Source organism: Desulfobacteraceae bacterium (genome assembly GCA_022340425.1).
GTDB lineage: Bacteria > Desulfobacterota > Desulfobacteria > Desulfobacterales > JAABRJ01 > JAABRJ01.
The window spans coordinates 1-19,505 of sequence record JAJDNY010000203.1; the positions used below are offsets into that span (position 1 = coordinate 1).

A 19,505-nucleotide genomic window follows, 5' to 3' on the forward strand; every position below is an offset into this window, starting at 1 on the left:
GGATGTAACGGCCCGGTAAAAATTTGGGCGTATTTCGGGTAAACTCCCAGACTATGGGGCTGCGACAAGGCCAGCTTTGTTAGGTAGGCACTTACAAACGGATGGGCGGAGAGAGTGGGGTCAACCTGGAACCACCATTTCCAAACATATTTCCAACCTGGAATTGAGGCTCAATCGTCTTAATAAGAAGGGTGTCCTTTTCAACGATTTTAAGCCAAATTCAGGGGCGAACTTAGTGCCGAGGTTGGAAATGGGGCTGGAACCAAAAAAGGGCCTAAAGGAGGGATTCCTCTAAGCCCTTGATTTTGTTGGCTCCCCAGCACGGACTCGAACCGCGGACCCAGTGGTTAACAGCCACTTGCTCTGCCAACTGAGCTACTGGGGATCGAATGAAGGTCACTTAAATAGTCGAGCACCCCTTAAAAGTCAAGGGAAAAATGGGCGATTTGCCCAGTGGTGCAAAGGCCCTTCTGCCCCGCCGTCAGCTCCCGACCGTGGCCTTGACCCGAAGGGCGAGTTCGTCCAGTTGGGCCTTGGCGGGCTCCGAAGGGGCGTTGGTGAGCAGGCAGGCGGCCCGTTGGGTTTTGGGAAAGGCGATCACGTCGCGGATCGAGCTCTGGCCGCAGAGCAGCATCACGAGGCGGTCGAAGCCGAAGGCAATGCCGCCGTGGGGCGGAGCGCCGGACTCCAGGGCCGTGATCAGAAAGCCGAATTTTTCCTCGTACTCCTCGGGCTTCAGGCCGAGGGCGTCAAACACGCGCTGCTGCACGTCGCGCTGGTGGATACGGATGCTGCCGCCGCCGATCTCCGAGCCGTTGAGCACCAGGTCGTAAGCCCGGGAGCGCACGGCCAGGGGATCGGACTCCAGCTTGGGGTAGTCTTCCTCCAGCGGCGCGGTGAAGGGGTGGTGCAGGGCCTGGTAACGCTTTTCGGTTTCGTCATACTCCAGCAGGGGAAAGCGCGTTACCCAGAGGAAGTTGAAAGCCTTCTCGTCGATCAGGCCCAGCCTGGCGCCCAGGTGGTTTCGCAGGTGGCCCAGGGATTCGTTGGTGATTTTGGGCTGGTCGGCCACGAAGAAGACCAGGTCCCCCGGCGCCATCTCGATGCGACCGGCCAGAGCGGCCCTCTCGGCGTCGGTGAAGAACTTTGCGATGGGCGACTGCCAGGCGTCCTCGCGGACCTTGACCCAGGCCAGGCCCTTGGCGCGGTAAACGGCCACAAAGGCGGTCAGGTCGTCGATCTCCTTGCGCGAGAAATCGATGCAGCCCTTGGCGTTGAGGGCCTTGACGATGCCGCCGGCCTTGACCACGTCGGCGAAGACCTTGAAGCCGGAGGCCGCCACGATGTCGGAGACGTCTTTGAGTTCCAGGCCGAAGCGAGTGTCGGGCTTGTCCAGCCCATAGCGGTCCAGGGCCTCGCCGTAGGAAAGGCGCGCAAAGGGCAGCGCCAGCGGGCGCCCCAGAACGTCGCGAAAGAGCTTGGCCATCATGCCTTCGGCCATGGCCATGACGTCCTCCTCGCCCACAAAGGACATCTCCACATCGATCTGGGTGAACTCCGGCTGCCGGTCGGCGCGCAGGTCCTCATCGCGGAAGCAGCGCACGATCTGGTAGTAGCGGTCGAAGCCGGAGACCATCAGGAGCTGTTTGAAAAGCTGCGGGGACTGCGGCAGGGCGTAGAACTTGCCGGGGTTGACGCGGCTGGGTACCAGGTAGTCGCGTGCGCCCTCGGGGGTGCTGCGGGTCAGGACCGGGGTTTCGATGTCCAGAAAGCCCAGGCCGTTCAAATATTCCCGGACCGAAACCGACGCCCGGTGGCGGGTGATGATGCCCTGCTGCAGTCCCGGGCGCCGAAGGTCCAGGTAGCGGTGCTTGAGCCGAATGCTTTCCGCGACGTCGATCTTGTCCTCGATCATAAAGGGGGGCGTTTCGGCCTCGTTGAGGATTTTGAGCTCCACCACGGTGACCTCGACCTCGCCGGTTTTCAGGTTGGGGTTGGTCATTCCCACCGGCCGCGGATCCACCCGGCCGCGGACCCCGAGAACAAACTCGTTGCGGATCCCGTGGGCATTGGCGTGCACCTGCGGGTCGATTTCAGGGTTGAACACCACCTGGGTGATCCCCTCGCGGTCGCGCAGGTCGACGAAAATAACCCCGCCGTGGTCGCGCCGGCGCTGGGCCCAGCCCATGAGCACCACTTCACGCCCCACGTCCGCGGCGGTCAGCTGGTTGCAGTGGTGGGTCCTTCGCATATCTCCCAATTTGTCTGACACTGGACTGACTCCTTTCAGGCGAACTGCGGGCCGCCGGGAAAACCGGCTGTGGGCTGAATCGTTTCACGAACGGTATCCACCAGGTGCTCCAGGGGGACTTCCAACTGGTCGCGGGTGGCCATGTTGCGCAGGCTGGCGCTTCCCTGGGCGACTTCCTGCTCCCCGAGGATCAGCACGTAGCGCGCGCCCAGCTTGTCGGCCCGCTTCATCTGGCTCTTGAGGCTGCGGTCGCCGTAGTCGATCTCGGTCCGCACCCCCTGGCGGCCCAGGGCGCACATCCAGTCGAATGCCATCTGCTGGCTTTTCTCCCCCAAAGCCGCGATGAAGAGGTCCGGCGGGCGGATCAAATCGCCGGGGTTCAGGCCGACGATCTCCGCCAGGCGGTCGAAGCCGATGGCAAACCCGATGGCCGGCTGGTCGGGGCCACCGAGCGCCTGGACCAACCCGTCGTAGCGGCCGCCGCCGGCCACCGCACTCTGGGCGCCCAGGGCCCCGGTCTGGATCTCGAAGGTGGTCCGGGTGTAGTAGTCCAGTCCGCGCACCAGCCGCTTGTCCACGCGGTAGGCCACACCCAGCCGGTCGAGGGTGGCCTTGACGGTATCGAAGTGGGTGCGGCAATCCAGACACAGGTAGTCGTGCAGCGACGGAGCATCGGCCATCGCCTCGCGGCAGGCGGGCACCTTGCAGTCCAGCACCCGCAGGGGGTTGCGGTCGCGGCGGCGGTCGCAGTCGCTGCAGAGAAGGTCGGCCTTGCCCGCCAGAAAGGCGCTCAAGGCCTGTTTGAATTCGGGCCGGCAGGCCGGACAGCCCAGGGAGTTGATGTGGGCCGCGACGTCGGTCACCTTGAGACGCCTGCAGAGGGTCACCAGCAGGAAAATCAGCTCGGCGTCCACCAGCGGCGAGGCCACCCCGAAAATCTCGGCGTTGATCTGGTAAAACTGGCGGTAGCGCCCCTTCTGGGGCCGCTCACGGCGAAACATGGGGCCGATGGTGTAGAACTTACGCACCGGGTCCTGGGCGTAGAGGCGATGCTGGATGTAGGCGCGCACCACCGAGGCGGTGGCCTCGGGACGCAGGGTCAGCAGCTCTCCCTTACGGTCGGGGAAAGTGTACATCTCCTTTTCGACGATGTCGGTGTCTTCCCCGATGCTGCGGGCGAAAAGTTCGGTTTTCTCCATGATGGGAATGCGGATTTCGGAGAACCCGAATTCCTCAAAAAGGGCAGCGGCCGTTTTTTCGATGTGCTGCCAGAGTTCCACCTCGCCGGGCAGAATGTCCTTGAAGCCTCTGATAAGCTGGATCATGTCACCATTCTCTGCTGTGGGGTTGCACCGCCCGCCAGGGGGCCGGGCGGCCGCAGGTTCCCGCCGGCGCACGGAGCCTCGCCGGCCCTTTGCCACTGCCGGCCACATATCAAATGGAGATGTGTAGTCTAGCGCCTCCGGTTTCGTCAACACAATAATGCGCTCTTTTCAACCCCAGCCCTCGCCCTTCGGGCCGCTGCGGCTGAACCGAAGCGCCTCTCGGGGCATGTTGACTTGGATCGGCCCTTCTGGTATTTCAGCCCCACTTTGGCGGCGGCCCCGTCAGCCGAATTGCCCGATGGGCGTCAATGCGCCGGGAGTTGGGGCACACCCGCTCCGGGCTCCCCCAGGCGACCTTATCAAAAGCCGCCGCCCCCAGAATCTTGAACGCAGCGAAAGGAAACCCGCAAGCATGGAAAGAACCCTATCGATCATCAAACCCGACGGCGTCCAGCGGGGGGTCATTGGCGAGGTCATCAAACGCTTCGAGGCCAGCGGCATCCGGATTGTGGCCATGAAAATGCTCCACATGAGCAAACCCCAGGCGCAGGGCTTCTATGCGGTTCACCGGGAGCGCCCGTTTTTCGACAGCCTCACCGATTTCATGTCATCGGGGCCTGCGGTGGTCATGGTGCTGGAAGGAGAAAACGTCATCCAGAAAAACCGTGAGCTGATGGGCGCAACCAATTACAAGGAGGCCGCGGCTGGCACGATCCGCCGCGATTTCGCCACCGACATCGAGAAAAACGTGGTGCACGGATCCGATGCGGCCGAAACCGCCGCCTTTGAAATCGCCTATTTCTTCAACCAGCTGGAGATTGTCGGCTGAAGCGCCCCGCCCATCAGAAGGCCGCCGCGGCCGAGCGGGTGAACCTGGGCCACGTGGCGGTCGTGCTTCAAAAACCGCGCTACCCCGAAAACATCGGCTCGGCGGCCCGCGCCATGCGCAACATGGGCCTCGGGCGGCTGCGGGTGGTGGCCCCGGAGAACTTCGACCTGTCCAAAGTCCGGGCCTTGGCCACCCATGCCGCCGCTGACGTGGTGGATCGGATCGAACTCTTCGAGGACCTCGGCACGGCCCTGGCGCCGTTTCAGTATGTTGTCGGCACCACCGCGCGCACCGGCGGCCAGCGCCGGGTGATCGACTCCCCGGCGCGGCTGGCGCGGGAACTGATCGCCATCTCGCGCGAGAACCAGGTGGCGCTGGTCTTCGGCCCCGAAGACCGGGGCCTCACCAACGAAGACATCCGCCTGTGCCACAGCCTGGTTACCATTCCCACCGCCGATTTCTCCTCGCTCAACCTAGCCCAGGCTGTCATGGTCCTGTGCTACGAGCTGGCCCGGGCCGGCCGCCCGCAGGGCGGCGGTTTCAGCCCGCGGATGGCCACCCGCCACGAGCTCGACGGGATGTTCGATCAGCTGCGCGAGATCCTGGTGCGCATCAGCTTCATCAACGCCGAAAACCCGGACTACTGGCTCAACAACCTGCGCCGCTTCTTCACCCGGCTGCAGCTGCGCGCAGGTGAAGTCGCGATCATCCGCGGGCTCTGCCGCCAGGTGGACTGGTACGCCGAAAAGCGCTATCGCGACGGTCTCGAGACCGCCCGGGGCGCCGCGGGTGTGCCGCCGGAACCGGGCTGCAGACCATCAAACGGAAAGACATCGCCATGAAACTCGTTCGCTTTGGTGACAAGGGCCGAGAAAAACCGGGAATTTTCCTAATCGATGGCCGCATCGTGGACCTGCGGGCCGCGTTTCCCGGGATTCCGGACATCGGGGAGCGGTTTTTTCGGGAAGACTGGCCGGCCAAGGTGGCCGGCACCACCGCGCCCGCCCTGGACCCGACCGGCATACGTCTGGGCTGCCCGCTGGATCGGCCCGGCAAGATCATCTGTCTCGGAAAAAACTACGCCGAGCACGCCAAGGAGGGCGGCTTCGAGGCCCCGGCGCGCCCGCTGCTCTTCTGCAAAACCGGCAACACCCTAAACGGCCCCGTCGACCCCATCGTCCTGCCCCGAAGCAGCCGTCAGGTGGATTGGGAGGTGGAGCTGGCCGTGGTCATCGGCCGCGAGGGCAAGCGCATCCCGCGCCAGAAGGCCCTGGATTACGTCGCCGGCTTCACCGTCATGAACGACGTCTCCGGCCGGGACGCGCAGTTCGCCGATTCCCAGTGGTTCCGCGGGAAATCCTTCGACACCTTCGCCCCCATGGGCCCGGCGCTGGTGACCCCGGACGAGATCGGCGACTACCGCAATCTGCGCCTGACCGCCGTGGTGGACGGCCGGGTCATGCAGGACGGCTCCACCCGCGACATGATTTTCGACATCCCGTTTCTGATCGAAAACATCAGCGAGGACATTACGCTGCTGCCCGGGGACGTCATCTCCACCGGCACCCCGGCGGGCGTGGGGATCTTCCGCGACCCGCCGGTCCTGCTGACGGCCGGCAGCCTGGTGGAGTGCCGGATCGAGAAGATCGGTGCCCTCCGAAACCCCGTGGTGGCCGGCTGACCCGCCCTGTGTGCCGGCCCCGTCCAAGAGGCCGGCCCGATAGCGACGCGCCGCCGTTTCCGGGCGGCTCCGGCGCGGCCGGGCGCACGTGAAGCCCCGCTCGGTGATCAGGTGATCAAGTGCGGCGCCCCAGCTGGTCTTTTGGCAAAAGGATCAATAGCGGCCGTCCGCATATTCCAACCATCCCCCCGCCTCCACCAGGGCGCGTTCGAAAGCCGACAGCCTGAAGGGGACCGTGAGCACATCACTGCCCGCGACCAGTTCGAAGCTTGTGTTGTCCCAATCTGTTTTCAAATACGTCTCCCGACCGGCGAAGCGGTCGAAGATTTCGGCGATCACCGCGGCCGGCAGCGAAACGGCCAGCATGCCGCAGTTGAACATGTTCTGGCGGAAGATGCGTGCGAAGCTCTCGGCGATCACCAGGTGGATGCCGTTGACCTCCAGCGCCCAGGGCGCGTGCTCGCGCGAGGAGCCGCAGCCGAAGTTGCGGCGGCCGACCACCGCGGCCTTTCCGGCCGTGTCCCGGGCGGGGTCGAAGCCCTCCAAACTGAGGTCCTCCAACAGGTGGGGCTTGAGGGCCTCCTTGGCGATTTCGGTCAGATAGCGGGCCGGGATGATCTCGTCGGTGTTGATGTCCGCGCGGTCCAGAAAAAGAATGCGGCCGTCGAAGTTTTTCATCTCAAATTCCCCCCTGAAAACTTCTCAATCCTGGAAGAGCGGCGAGTTGGCGATGCTCCCGGCGACGGCGCTGGCCGCAGCCGTGGCCGGGCTCATGAGATGCACCATGCCGCCCTTGCCCATCCGCCCGTTGAAATTGCGGTTGGTGGTCGCGGCGCAGACCTCGCCCTCGGCCAGCACGCCGTTGCTCATCCCCAAGCAGGCGCCGCAGGTCGGGTTGGTGACGCAGCAGCCGGCATCCATGAAAATTTTGATCAGCCCCTCTTCCAGGGCCTGGCGAAAGACCGCCGGGGTGGCCGGGGAGACGATGGCGCGCAGGCGGTCGTGGACCCGCCGGCCGGCCAGCACCCGGGCGGCCACCCGCAGGTCCTCGATCCTGCCGTTGGTGCAGGAGCCGATGTAGACCTGATCGATGAGGGTGCCGGCCATCTCCGCCACCGCCTTGACCTGGTCGGGCTTGAAACCGAAGGTCGTCTGGGGGGCGAGATCGGTCACATCATGGTCGATGACGGCGTCGTAGACCGCATCGGGGTCCGAGTACAGCCAACGAAAGGCCGCAAGCGCCGCCGCCGGGTCCGGGTAGTCGCTCTGGATGAACGGCCAGAGGTAGTCTACTGTGGTCTGGTCCGGCAGGCAGATGCCGCAGGTGCCGCCGGCCTCGATGGCCATGTTGCAGAGGGTCATGCGGGCCTCCATGCTCATCTGGGCCACCACCGGCCCGACGAACTCGATCACGCGGTCGGTGGCCCCGTTCACCCCGAGGCGGCCGATGACCGAGAGAATCACATCCTTGGCGAAGACCCCCGGCCTTAGCCGGCCGCTGATGTGGACCCTGATCGTTTTCGGGTAGTGAAAGGCGCAGACCCCCTTGAGAATGCCCACCTCCAGGTCGGTGGTGCCGACCCCGGCGGCGAAGGCGCCGAAGGCGCCGTGGGTGCAGGTGTGGGAATCTCCCATGATGACGGTGTAACCCGGGCGCACGAAGCCCAACTCGGGAAACAGCGCGTGGCAGATGCCGTTGCGGCCGATGTCGAAAAAATCGCGGATGCCGTGGCGCCGCGCCCAGTCCCGCAGGGTCTTGCCCTGGGCGGCGGTCTTGGCGTCCTTGGCGGGGGTGACGTGATCGATCACCGCTTTGATTCTGTTCGGGTCGAAGACGCGGTCCTTGCCCCGGCGCTGAAGATCGACGATGGCCGTCGGGGTGGTGATCTCGTGGCAGAAAACGGCATCCAGCCGGATGACGTGGATGTCCTCGGAAGGGTTGTCCACGTGGTGGGCGTCGAAGATCTTTTCAGCGATGGTCTTTCCCATGCCATTTTTCCTTGTGGGGCATTTCGCCGGTGACGGGCAAGATGGGGAATTGTTTTTGCCGAAACCCCAATTTATGATGAAGGGCAAGTCAAAAACCTGACAGTTTCGTAAAAAAGCCAAATTACGGCGCGCAAGCATCGAGGAGTGAGGCGTACTTATGTAAGCCGCAGCGACTTCGAGGTGCAGCGCAACGCGGAAATTGGGTTTTTTGCGGAACTGTCAGTCATCGTGGGTTTTGAGCACCGCCAAGAAGGCGGACTGGGGCAGCATCACCTGCCCCACCATCTTCATGCGCTTCTTGCCTTTTTTCTGTTTTTCGAGCAGCTTGCGTTTCCGGGAGATATCCCCGCCGTAGCACTTGGCCGTCACGTCCTTACGAAACGGCGAGACCGTCGAGCGTGAGATGATCTTGGCCCCGATGGCCCCCTGAATGGCGATCTTGAACATCTGGCGGGGAATCTCGTCCTTGAGCTTTTCACAGGCCATCCGCCCCCGCTCCACCGCCCGGTCCTGGTGGACCAGCTGGGAGAGGGCATCGACCTTCTCGCCGTTGATCAGGATGTCCAGTTTGACCAGATCGGTTTCACGGTAGTCGATCACCTCGTAGTCAAAAGAGCCGTAGCCCTGGGTGATGGACTTGAGTTTGTCGTAAAAGTCGAAGACCACCTCGGCCAGCGGCAGCTCGAAGAACATCTCCAGGCGGCTGCTGGTCAGGTACTGGTAGTTGGTATTGGTACCGCGGCGATCCAGACAAAGCTTCATCACGGCGCCCATGTAGCGCTCCGGAACGATGATCGCGGCTTTGATGAACGGCTCCCGGGTGGTGGCAATTTTGCTGGGGTCCGGGTAGAGCGCGGGGTTGTCGATGATCAGCTCGCTGCCGTCGTTCATGGTGATCTGATACTGCACCGACGGGGCGGTGAGGATCAGGGAGAGGTCGAACTCGCGCTCGAGGCGCTCCTGCACCACCTCCAGGTGCAGCAGGCCCAGGAAGCCGCAGCGAAAGCCGAATCCCAGGGCTGCCGAGGAGTCCTTTTCGTAGATCAGGGCCGCGTCGTTGAGCTTGAGCTTTTCCAGCCCCTCGGCCAACTCCGGGTACTCGTCGGAGGCCACCGGGTAGATGGAGGAGAAAACCACCGGCTTGGCCTCCTTGAACCCCGGCATGGGCGCATCGCAGGGCGCCTTGCGGTGGGTGATGGTGTCCCCGCAGCGGGTGTCGCTGACCGTCTTGATACCGGCAATCATGTAGCCCACCTGACCAGCGGAAAGCGTTTTTTGGGGCACCCGCCTGATCTGGAAAATGCCCACCTCCTCCACCTTGTGGGTGGCCTCGTTGGACATGAAGCAGATGGTGTCGCCGGGGCTGATCCTGCCCTGAAAAACCCGGAAATAGACAATGGTGCCGCGGAAAGGGTCGTAGTGGGAGTCGAAGATAAGGGCCTTCAGCGGCGCCTCGGGGTCGCCCTTGGGCGGGGGCAACTGGTCGACGATGGCATCCAGGACCCCGTCGATGCCGATCGCCTCCTTGGCCGAGACCAGCAGGGCGGTCTTGGGGTCCAACCCGAGGTCGTCCCGGATCTGCTGCTTGACCCGCTCGATGTCGGCCGAGGGCAGATCGATCTTGTTGATCACCGGGATGATCTCCAGATCGTGTTCCATGGCCAGGTAGAGATTGGCCAGGGTCTGGGCCTCCACCCCCTGGCTGGCGTCCACCAGCAAGAGCGCGCCTTCGCAGGAGGCCAGGGCCCGCGACACCTCGTAGGTGAAATCCACATGCCCGGGGGTATCGATCAGGTTGAGAAAGTAGGTCTGACCGGATTTTCGGGTGTAAGGCAGGCAGACCGTCTGGCTCTTGATGGTGATGCCGCGCTCGCGCTCGATGTCCATGGAGTCGAGGATCTGGTCCTGGAAATCGCGCGCTGACACGATCTCGGTGGCCTGGATGAGACGATCCGAAAGGGTCGACTTACCATGGTCGATATGGGCAATGATACTGAAATTTCTAATATTTTTCATGCAGTTCGGGATGGCTTGCGACGGGCTCGACCGTCACGGTCGGGATAAGGGCCCCGGCAAAAAAATAATTCCACATCTTACTTGTCTTTTGGCCCGTCCTCGGCATTACATCCGCCGACACATATCTCGATATGCGCCGACGGATGTGCCTTGACGACGAACCAAAATCCTTCGCCATATTGTGGAATTATTTCTTGCCGCGACCCTAACTTCGGGTGGCAGCGGCGGCGGAAAAGCCGGTTGACACAAAAAGGCATTACGGATATGGAAGTGAAGTTATACGCATAAAAACAATGCGTCTTCCTATCAGATTCCCGAGGAACCTGTCAACCGCATGATGGGCGCCGCAGGGCCCGCTGAACGGATCGTCTTTTATGGTCACCAACATCCTCATCGTCGACGACGACGCCTCCATCCGCAACTCCATGCACGAATTCGTCGAAATGGTGGGCTACAAAGCCTTTTCGGTGGCAAGCGCGGAGGATGCCCTGGAAGTCCTGAAAAACCACCCCATCCAAGTGGTCATCACCGACATCATGCTGCCCGGCATCAACGGCTTGGAACTCACCGACCTGATCAAGATCGACTACGATTCCGATGTCATCGTGATGACCGGTTTCAGCGGGGATTATTCCTACGAGGAGGCCATCAGCAAAGGTGCCAGCGACTTCGTTTTCAAGCCGGTGCGGTTCGAGGAGTTGCTTCTGCGGCTGAAGCGCGTCCTCAAAGAGCGCCAGTTGACCCAGGAGCGGGCCCAGATGCTGAAAAAGCTCCAGAAACTGGCCATCACCGACGCCCTCACCAACCTCCACAACTCGCGCTATTTCTACAACCAGGTGGAGCTGGAGGTTAACCGCTCCAACCGCTACAAGCACCCCCTGTCGATGCTTCTGCTGGATATCGACCACTTCAAGGAATACAACGACACCTATGGCCACCTGGAGGGCGACAAGGTGCTGCAGCGCCTGGGCGCCATCATTCGGTCGTGCCTGCGGCGCATGGATTCGGCCTACCGCTATGGCGGCGAGGAGTTCACGGTGCTGCTGCCCGAGACCAACTGCGAGGAGGCCGTGACGGTGGCCGAGCGCATCCGCACCAGTGTCGAGGCGTCGGTTTTCGAACCGGCGCCCGGCAAGCAGGTACGGGTCACCATCAGCATCGGGGTCACGCAGTTCCAGCCCGAAGAGGACCTCACCCAGTTCATCCAGCGCGCCGACAAGGCCATGTACCACTCCAAGCAAAGCGGCCGCAACAAGGTCACCTCCATTCCCGCCCGCCAAAAATGATGGCGGCGTATAAAGTCCAATTTCCGCGTTGCGCTGCATCTCGAAGTCGCTGCGGCGTAAAGTGGTAGGCCTCACTCCTGGAGATTTGCGCGCCGCAACTTGGACTTCTACACCACCATCCCAAATATTGACTTTTTACCGCTTCCTCAGGATTGGATGCGGACCTTCAGCAGCAGATCGCCGCGCCGGCCGTCGGGCAGCTGGCGGCCTATTTGCTTGAGGCGCAGAGTGTTGCCCTCGTGGATGCCCGGCGGCACCGCGACCCGGAACAGGCGCTTTTGAAACCCCCAGGGAATATTGACCAGTTTGTCCGTGCCGGTGGCGGCCTCGAAAGGGGTTATCGTGATCTCGCCGAAGAGGTTGGGGTCGTTGGCCGTCCCGGAGGGGTGGATGACCTGCAGGTGGTAGCTGCGCTTTTTGGCCGCCGCCTGCCGCACCCGCCGCGAAACCCCCGTGACCGGCAGTTGGTCCAGCACCTTGACCAGCAGCATGCCGCCGATAAAGCCGCCGATATGGGCCCACCAGGCGATCCCGGTCATGCCGGCCTGGCTGCCGGCAGCATTCAGAAACTGCAAAAACAGCCAGACGCCCAGGAAGAAGAAGGCCGGAATCTCGATGAAGTAGGGAATGAAAAAAATCGGGATCAGGGTGAGAATCCGGGCCCGCGGGTGCAGCAGGAAATAGGCGCCCATGACGCCGGCGATGGCGCCGCTGGCGCCGATGGTGGGAACGTTGGAGCCGAGGTTGAGCAGCATGTGGGTCAAGCCCGAGACCAGGCCGCAGAGCAGGTAGAACCCCAGATAGCGCAGCGGGCCGAGATGGTCCTCGACGTTGTCGCCGAAAATGTAGAGCGACCACATGTTGCCCAGCAGGTGCCAGAAGCCCCCGTGCAAGAACATGAAGCTCAGCAGTGCGAACAGCTGCTGACCCAGCGAGAAGTAGGCCGCGATGCGGGGGACCGAGTAGCGTGCCGGCACCAGGCCGTAGAAGTAGACGAAGCGCTCGAGCTCCGGCCCGAGGGTCATTTGAAAGAGGAATACCGCCAGATTGACGCCGATCAGCGCGTGGGTGACCACCGGGTAGGTGCTGGACCGGAGGGTGTCATGGATCGGGATCATCGGCTGCGCCCCCTGTGTATTCCCCTTCCCGGTTGGCGCCTCCGCGGCGCGCGCGGGGTTCGCAAAGACGGACCAGCGCCAGCGGGCCTCGGCCCGCGGCCGCCCCTCAGGGCGCCAGGGCCGCGACCCTTTCCAGATTGGCCTGCAGCTTGCCTTCCTTTTCCACCAGTTCGGCATGCTGGCCGCGGACCTTTTCGACCACATCAGCCGGGGCCTTGCCCAGGAAATCCTCGTTGCTGAGCTTGCGCGATACGGCGTTCAACTCCTTGATGACCTTCTGGATCTCTTTTTCCAGGCGCGCCTTTTCGGCGGCGAAATCGATGATCCCCTCCAGCGAGACAAAAACGGTTGCGTCCGCGACGATGGCCGTCGCCGCGGTTTTGGGCCGTTCACCAGGCTGGCTGACCTCGAAAGTCTTCAGGCGCGCGAGCGTGCTGACGAGGCCCTGGTGGGCCTCCAGGGTCGCGCGCACATCGGCCGATTCGGACTGCACCGCCGCCGCCAGCGCCATCCCCGGCTGGATGTTCATCTCTCCACGGATGTTGCGGATGGCGGTGATCACCCCGACTACGCGGTCCATCTGGCTCTCCGCCTCCGGGTCCGGCAAAAGGCGCTGCCCGGGCGAACCGTCATCCAGCGAGGCCTGCATGATCGAGCCTTCGGTCCCCGGTAGACGGTGCCAGATCTCTTCGGTCACGAAGGGCACGATCGGGTGGAGCAACAGCAGGGTTTCGCGCATGACGTTCCAGAGCACGCTGAGCGTCGCCGCCTGGCGGGCCTCGCCCTCGTGGCCGTAAAGGATCGGTTTGACGGCCTCCAGATACCAGTCACAGAACTCGTGCCAGACGAACTGATAGAGGGCGCTGGCCGCATCGTTGAAATGATATCCGTCCAGGGCATCACGCACACTGGTGCGCACGCGGCTGAGGCGCGAGAGAATCCAGCGGTCCGGCAGGGAGCGGTTGGCTGCCGCGATTTCCGGAAAACCGTGGTCCAGGTGCATCAGCGCCAAGCGGGTTGCATTCCAGAGTTTGTTGACGAAGTTGCGGTAGCCCGCGACCCGCTTTTCGGACATCTTGACGTCGCGCCCCTGGGCGGCGAAGGCGGCCAGGGTGAAGCGAAAGGCGTCGGTGCCGTACTGCTCGATGACCGTCAGGGGATCGATCACGTTGCCCTTGGACTTGCTCATCTTCTTGCCCTCTTCGTCGCGCACGAGGGCATGCACGTAAACGTCCCGAAAGGGCACAGCCTCCATGAACTGCAGCCCCATCATCATCATCCGGGCGACCCAGAAAAACAGGATGTCAAAGCCCGTGACCAGCACCGCAGTGGGGTAGAAGGTCTTCAGCAGAGGGGTCTGCTCCGGCCAGCCCATGGTAGAAAACGGCCAGAGGGCGGAGCTGAACCAGGTGTCGAGCACGTCGGTCTCCTGGTCCAGGGCCCGGCTGCCGCAGGCGGGGCACTGCTCCGGGGCCGCCATGGCCACCACCACCCCTTCGCAGTCGCGGCAGGTCCAGGCCGGGATTTGGTGCCCCCACCAGATCTGGCGCGAGATGCACCAGTCGCGGATATTTTCCAGCCAATCGAAGTAGGTCTGGTTCCAGATTTCGGGAATGATCCGGGTTCGCCCGTCGCGGACGGCCGCCATTGCCTTTTCGGCCAGTGGTTTGGCGCTCACGAACCACTGCAGCGAGAGATTCGGTTCGACGACCTCTTTGCAGCGGTAGCAGTGTCCGACGCTGTGGCGGATGGGCTCGATTTTCTCCAGCAGCCCCTCGGCCTTGAGGGCCTTGACCACCTCCTCGCGGCACTTGAAACGCTCCAGTCCCTTGAAGCGTCCGGCCTCATCGGACATCAGCCCGTTGTCGTCGATCACCTTGACACTGGGCAGATTGTGGCGCCTGCCGATTTCAAAGTCGTTGGGGTCATGAGCCGGGGTCACCTTCAGGGCCCCGGTGCCAAAGGCCTTGTCGACGTAGTCGTCGCGAATGATGGGGATCTCGCGGTTCATCAGCGGCAGCGTCACCACTTGGGCGGGCAGGTCGGCATAGCGCGGGTCCTCGGGGTTGACCGCCACGGCGGTGTCCCCCAGCATGGTTTCCGGCCGGGTGGTGGCCACCACCAAAGCGCCCTTAGCGCCGGCCAGGGGGTAGCGGATGTGGTAGAGATGGCCGTCGATCTCTTCGTGCTCCACCTCCAGATCGGCCAGGGCCGTGTGGCAGCGGTGGCACCAGTTGATGATGTAGCTGCCGCGGTAGATCAGTCCCTGCTCGTAAAGGGTGACGAAGACCTTGCGGACCGCCAACGAAAGCCCCTCGTCCATTGTAAAGCGCTCCCGCTCCCAGTCGCAGCTGGCCCCCAGGCGCTTGAGCTGGTTGATGATCGCGCTGCCGTATTGTTCGCGCCACTGCCAGACGGCTTTGATAAACTTTTCGCGGCCGAGCTGATGGCGGTTGCGTCCCTCGGCGGCCAGTTTCTTTTCCACCACATTTTGGGTGGCGATCCCGGCATGGTCGGTGCCGGGCATCCACAGGACGTTGTCGCCCATCAAACGCCGGTAGCGGCAGAGGATGTCCTGAAGGGTGACGTTCAAGGCGTGCCCCATGTGCAGAACGCCGGTGACGTTGGGCGGCGGTATCACAATGGCATATGCGGGCCGCGAGCTGTCCTCTGCGGCGGCAAAAAGCCCCTGCTCTTCCCAGAAACGATACCAGTGTTTTTCGACCTCGTGGGGTTCGTAGCCCTTGTCCATCTGATGTGAACTCATATCGGGTCCTCGCGTTGGGGTCGCGGTAAGAAATAATTCCACAATATGGGGAAGGATTTTGGTTCGTCATCAAGGCACATCCGTTGGCGCATATCGAGATATGTGCCGGCGGTTGTAACGCCGAGGACGAGCCAAAAGACCAGCAAGATGTGGTATTATTTTTTGCCGAGGCCCTTTAAGATTGTGCGGCCCTCTCCCTCCACCACACCAGGGGTTCGGGGAAAAAAACCACCGTCCGACGACAGGATTGCGAAATTACGCAGCGCCACTCTGAGGCCCCGGTTGGCGCGAAACCCGGCCATTGGGCATTGCCGTCAAACTTAAATCGGGGATTATTCAATAATCCCCGATTCAATTCAAGATCTATTTTTTAGGGCGACTTCCCACCCGACGGTCCGGGCACCCCGGCTCAGCGGGTGTCGTTTTCCGGCGACCCGGCGAGCAGGGCCTTCTTAATGCGTTGAATCTCCTCGTTAACCGCCTTCTCCAGGACTTCCATCAGCATCGTTTCGATCCTGTCGGAAAACATGCGCCGCACCACCCGTTCCACCGCGGCTTCGACCTGCTCGGCCGAAACCACCGAGGCGCCCGCCGCTGCGTAGGTCGGGGCCGCCGCAACAGCGGCCGCGACCGGCATGACCTGTTGCACCGAACCGTTTGCCTTTTCCCGCATGCTGATTCCACCCGCGCCCAGGATAAATTTCTCCTCCCCGGTCCCCGCTTCCGGTGGCTCGGCCTCTTGCGGGGTTTTTACCGTTTCCTGGAAGGCCGGGGCCGCGATTTCAGGGCCGACATCTCCACGGCCCTGGGGTTCACCGTCATCCGACGGCAGCCCAGCCGGCTCCGCGGCGGCGCTTGCCCCGCTGGCCGGATCGTTGAAGATACCCGAAAATTCATCGTCTTCCAGGGCCTCCTCTCCCGGGGGCGTCGCAAGGCCCTCCAGATCCAGCAGGCCCTGGGTTTCGCCGCCGGTTTGGGCCGCTGCCGCATCTTCCTCCCCAGCGAAGCCCCCCGCAGCCGCCTGGGCTTGGTCGGCGAAGTCCACCAAATCCTGGTCTTCCAGAAAGAGCGCCTCCTCCGGCGCATCGTCCGCTTCCAGCCCGGATGCCGAGTCCGCGTCAAGGTCCGCGCTGCCCAAGTCAAGGTCGCCAAAATCCAGCAGCTCGTCTTCAGCAGAGGCCGCGTTTTCCCCGGCTGCGGAAAACCCGCCGGCATTGGCCGATCCGGTGTGTGATGGGGATAGAAGCGAGGCCTCGGGTCGGGGTTCTTGATCTTGGTTTTCAAATGACGCGCCCGGCGCTGTCGCCTGGTCGGCCAGCTCCAGGATTTCCTGCCCAGGGTCCTGGGCCACAGCCTCCCCCGCGGCGGGGTCGACTTCGGTCGGTGTCAGAGGCTCCGGGGTATCCAAAACTTCCTCTTCAGCGGCCATTTCGGTCAGCTCAATGATGCCGTTTTGCTCGTCCTCCGGTATGCTGAAAACATCGGTAAGCTCGATTACGTCATCATCGATCGCTGAGTCGTCCATCCCGTTGAATTCTATCATCGACTCCGGCCGCCCGTCTTCGTGGATTCCCGGCGCGTCCGACTTCATCCGCTTCGCCATCCCAACCTCTGCCTGTTCGGCTTCGTCGCCGCTAAATTGATAGGTCATCACGATTTCCTGTAATTAATTGATTTTTAATCTGAATTAAATTGAGGCACCCACCATTCGGATTCCGCCCCAATCGTCAAAAAAAGATTTACAGGGAAATTCCTTTTCCTTATACACCACCGGTTATGAGACGGTTTTTTATCACCCCCGCCCAGGCGGCATCGGCCTCACCAACCCTGACCGGCCAGGACGCCCATCATGTGCAAAACGTTCTGCGCCTCAAGCCCGGCCAGCCGATCGAACTTTTCGACGGCACGGGAATGGCCTATACGGCTGAAATCGAAGCCATCACCCCCGACGGGGTGAGCGTCAGGATCATGCGCCGTAAGCTGCACCAGACCGAACCGCCGACCGAGATCATCGTCGCCCAGGCGATGCTGAAGGACAAGAAGATGGATGTTCTCATCCGCCAGCTTACGGAGTTGGGCGCAACCCAATGGGTCCCGTTTTTCTCGTCGCGCGCAATCCCCCGACCCGACCCTGGTCGCTTGGAGCACCGGGTGGCGCGTTGGGTGAAAATCAGCCATGAGGCGGTCAAGCAATGCCGCCGCGGTCAGCCGCCCGCCATCCACCCCCCCCTAAGATTTGAAGACGCCCTCACCCTTGCCACCGACTGCCAGTTGAAACTGCTCTTCTGGGAGGAAGAAAGCACGCCTTTGAAAAACTGCTTCCCGGCCACACCATCCGACTTAAAGAAAGTCATGATCGTGTTGGGACCCGAAGGCGGTTTTGCCGCCTCCGAAGTCCACCAGGCACGCTCGGCCGGGTTCGCGATCGCCTCTCTCGGGCCCCGGATTCTCAGGGCTGAAACCGCTACCCTGGCCGCCTGCACCCTCATGCAGTTTGTTTTTGGCGATCTCGGCTGAATCCCAGGGCCGCCCGGGCCCAGGCTCACTTCATCAACAACTTGACCATCTCGATCTGCTGCAGGTCGAGGGTCTCAAACTGAACCCCGAACCCGTTGGCATCCCGGCGCACCACCTTGCCGCTGACGCTGAGATGGTTGCGGAGGTTGGCCGATGAAAAATTCAACTGGATGGTCTCCCCGACCGTGATGGGGTCCTGGGTTTCGATGTAAGCGCCGCCCAAGCTGATGTTGCGTACAAAATTCTGACAGGACCAGTCGTTGATATCGTAGTCCACCGCCACCATGCAGTTGAAGCGCGGGAAACGCCGCAGGTCGCGTTCCTGGTTTTCGGACTCGTCCTTGCGCCGCTGGCTCTCCATCAGGATGTTCATCAAGGATTCTTGGATTTCACGCTCGCACTTGCGCGGAATGTAGTCGATTTCAATCGCCGCCTGATCCCACCCGATGATATTGTAGGCGGCATCCACCCCGCGCAGGTCGCCGGTTTCGGCCGCCACCAGCTGCCCATGCTGCATGTGGAGGGAGCCAACCCTTTTATCCTCGGAAACCCTCAACGTGCAGCTTTTCTCCTCGAGTTCCAACATCTGAAGAAATGAGGAAAGGCTGATGCCGCGAACCTGGCCGCCGCAGTTGATGCCCAAGCTGGTGAAGATCTTTTCGGCCAGACCGGAGACGTCCAGCGGTTTTTCAAGCAGGGCGGCAACCCCAAGGGAAGCGGCATCGAAGCCGTTGACCCCCTTGCGGGGGTCACGCATGGCGATCAGTTCCAGCTCGGGGTGTTTTTGCTGGGCATAGGCCAGCAGCTCCCGGCCGCTCATACACGGCAACGCAAGATCGGTAATCAGCAGATCGAAGGGCCTGGATTCGATCAACCTCAGTGCCTCCTCGCCGCTGGGCGCCAACTCACCCTTGAAGTGGTTTCCGTGCGATTTCAGCAGGTGAGAAAAAGAATCGTGCAACTCGGCATCGCTGTCAACGATCAATATGCGCTTCATGAACCGTCTTCCTCGAGGGCATAGTTTGTAAAGTCTATCTACTCATCGGATAGCATCCCATTCTTTTTGATTGTTTTTTTAAATTACGTTTAATTAAGTGGACACCCAATCGGGCCCTGGTTTTCCCCAAGACAGCGCCAGCGGGGAAGCGCCGAGAGCAACGAAGACAGACGGTTCGCCTCGGTTTTTCCCAATTAAAGCCTGCAGGGCGACGCCGCGAAGGGGGCGCCCCTTGAAGCCGGCGGTCTTTTCAAAGGGGCGCAACAGACGTAAATTCGTTATTCTGCAAAGCTTTCAAAACCCTTTGGGGGCCCGGATAATGCCGCAAAAACCCTTGACAGGATTTTTTAATTCGGTATATATGCAATCCACTTTTCGGGGCGTAGGCCTGCCAAGACCGCTCAGAATGGATGGCCTCGCACAACAAAACCGTTTCTTTGCCGAGGTAGCTCAGTCGGTAGAGCAGGGGACTGAAAATCCCCGTGTCGGCAGTTCGATTCTGTCCCTCGGCACCAATGAAATTAAGGGTTTAGCAAATTTTAGCTAAACCCTTTTTCTTTGTGAAATCGATTTTGTACAAGGACTGTACAAGGATTTGGCCTGACGGTCCCCCTCGCAAGCTCTGCAATCCGATAATAATGAAATGGGGAAAATATCCCCTCAATCATCGTTTTCGGAAATCTTGCCACGGGCTCTGTCCCGCGGCCGCATTGCCTTCCCCACAGACCT

General features: G+C 61.9%; 14 protein-coding genes and 2 tRNA genes. 6 read left to right on the forward strand and 10 right to left on the reverse strand.

Annotation, left to right across the window (positions count from 1 at the left end; all coding sequences use genetic code 11):
* Positions 1-309: 309 nt before the first annotated feature.
* From LJE63_17540 to hisS, 3 genes are all read right to left on the reverse strand, one after another.
* Positions 310-385 (reverse strand) — tRNA-Asn (locus LJE63_17540).
* Positions 386-481: 96 nt separating this feature from the next.
* Entirely contained in the window at positions 482-2,272 is a 1,791-nt protein-coding gene (gene aspS / locus LJE63_17545; protein ID MCG6908412.1) for an aspartate--tRNA ligase, read from the reverse strand.
* A 14-nt stretch (positions 2,273-2,286) separates the two neighbouring features.
* Positions 2,287-3,576 carry a histidine--tRNA ligase gene (hisS, locus tag LJE63_17550; GenBank protein ID MCG6908413.1) on the reverse strand — a complete coding sequence of 430 codons (1,290 nt, stop codon included), beginning with the start codon at positions 3,574-3,576 and terminating at the stop codon, positions 2,287-2,289.
* Between the two features lie 412 nt (positions 3,577-3,988).
* Between hisS and ndk the strand changes: the two genes are divergently transcribed.
* The 3 genes from ndk to LJE63_17565 are packed head-to-tail and all read left to right on the forward strand — an operon-like array spanning position 3,989 to position 6,086.
* Positions 3,989-4,405: a nucleoside-diphosphate kinase gene (ndk, locus tag LJE63_17555; GenBank protein MCG6908414.1), complete on the forward strand. Its 417-nt coding sequence runs from the start codon at positions 3,989-3,991 to the stop codon at positions 4,403-4,405.
* Positions 4,406-4,443: 38 nt separating this feature from the next.
* Positions 4,444-5,247 (forward strand): RNA methyltransferase, encoded by an 804-nt coding sequence (locus LJE63_17560; protein ID MCG6908415.1) that lies wholly within the window; start codon positions 4,444-4,446, stop codon positions 5,245-5,247.
* The gene (locus LJE63_17565; protein MCG6908416.1) at positions 5,244-6,086 is read left to right on the forward strand and encodes a fumarylacetoacetate hydrolase family protein; all 843 of its coding nucleotides are present in this window, start codon (positions 5,244-5,246) and stop codon (positions 6,084-6,086) included. The genes LJE63_17560 and LJE63_17565 overlap by 4 nt, the downstream gene beginning before the upstream one ends.
* Positions 6,087-6,239: 153 nt before the next feature.
* Here LJE63_17565 and LJE63_17570 read toward each other — a convergent pair whose 3' ends face one another.
* The 3 genes from LJE63_17570 to lepA all read right to left on the reverse strand — a co-directional run bounded on the left by LJE63_17570 (position 6,240) and on the right by lepA (position 10,091).
* Positions 6,240-6,764 (reverse strand): 3-isopropylmalate dehydratase small subunit, encoded by a 525-nt coding sequence (locus LJE63_17570; protein MCG6908417.1) that lies wholly within the window; start codon positions 6,762-6,764, stop codon positions 6,240-6,242.
* Between the two features lie 24 nt (positions 6,765-6,788).
* Complete coding sequence (locus tag LJE63_17575) at positions 6,789-8,075, reverse strand: 3-isopropylmalate dehydratase large subunit (GenBank protein ID MCG6908418.1); 1,287 nt, start codon at positions 8,073-8,075, stop codon at positions 6,789-6,791.
* Positions 8,076-8,294: 219 nt separating this feature from the next.
* Complete coding sequence (gene lepA / locus LJE63_17580) at positions 8,295-10,091, reverse strand: translation elongation factor 4 (protein MCG6908419.1); 1,797 nt, start codon at positions 10,089-10,091, stop codon at positions 8,295-8,297.
* Positions 10,092-10,465: 374 nt separating this feature from the next.
* On the opposite strand from lepA, the gene LJE63_17585 reads away from it, so the two are divergent.
* Positions 10,466-11,377: a diguanylate cyclase gene (locus tag LJE63_17585; GenBank protein MCG6908420.1), complete on the forward strand. Its 912-nt coding sequence runs from the start codon at positions 10,466-10,468 to the stop codon at positions 11,375-11,377.
* A gap of 146 nt (positions 11,378-11,523) precedes the next feature.
* Here LJE63_17585 and LJE63_17590 read toward each other — a convergent pair whose 3' ends face one another.
* The 3 genes from LJE63_17590 to LJE63_17600 all read right to left on the reverse strand — a co-directional run bounded on the left by LJE63_17590 (position 11,524) and on the right by LJE63_17600 (position 16,913).
* The gene (locus tag LJE63_17590) at positions 11,524-12,495 is read right to left on the reverse strand and encodes a rhomboid family intramembrane serine protease (protein ID MCG6908421.1); all 972 of its coding nucleotides are present in this window, start codon (positions 12,493-12,495) and stop codon (positions 11,524-11,526) included.
* A 106-nt stretch (positions 12,496-12,601) separates the two neighbouring features.
* Positions 12,602-15,262, reverse strand: coding sequence for a valine--tRNA ligase (locus tag LJE63_17595; protein ID MCG6908422.1), 2,661 nt, complete (start codon positions 15,260-15,262; stop codon positions 12,602-12,604).
* Between the two features lie 409 nt (positions 15,263-15,671).
* Entirely contained in the window at positions 15,672-16,913 is a 1,242-nt protein-coding gene (locus LJE63_17600) for a hypothetical protein (protein ID MCG6908423.1), read from the reverse strand.
* Positions 16,914-17,038: 125 nt separating this feature from the next.
* On the opposite strand from LJE63_17600, the gene LJE63_17605 reads away from it, so the two are divergent.
* On the forward strand, positions 17,039-17,779 hold the full coding sequence (locus LJE63_17605) for a 16S rRNA (uracil(1498)-N(3))-methyltransferase (GenBank protein MCG6908424.1): 741 nt from the start codon (positions 17,039-17,041) through the stop codon (positions 17,777-17,779).
* 25 nt (positions 17,780-17,804) lie between these two features.
* On the opposite strand, the gene LJE63_17610 is transcribed toward LJE63_17605, so the two are convergent.
* Positions 17,805-18,776, reverse strand: coding sequence for a PilZ domain-containing protein (locus LJE63_17610; protein ID MCG6908425.1), 972 nt, complete (start codon positions 18,774-18,776; stop codon positions 17,805-17,807).
* A gap of 439 nt (positions 18,777-19,215) precedes the next feature.
* Between LJE63_17610 and LJE63_17615 the strand changes: the two genes are divergently transcribed.
* Positions 19,216-19,291 (forward strand) — tRNA-Phe (locus tag LJE63_17615).
* The last annotated feature ends 214 nt before the right edge of the window (positions 19,292-19,505 follow it).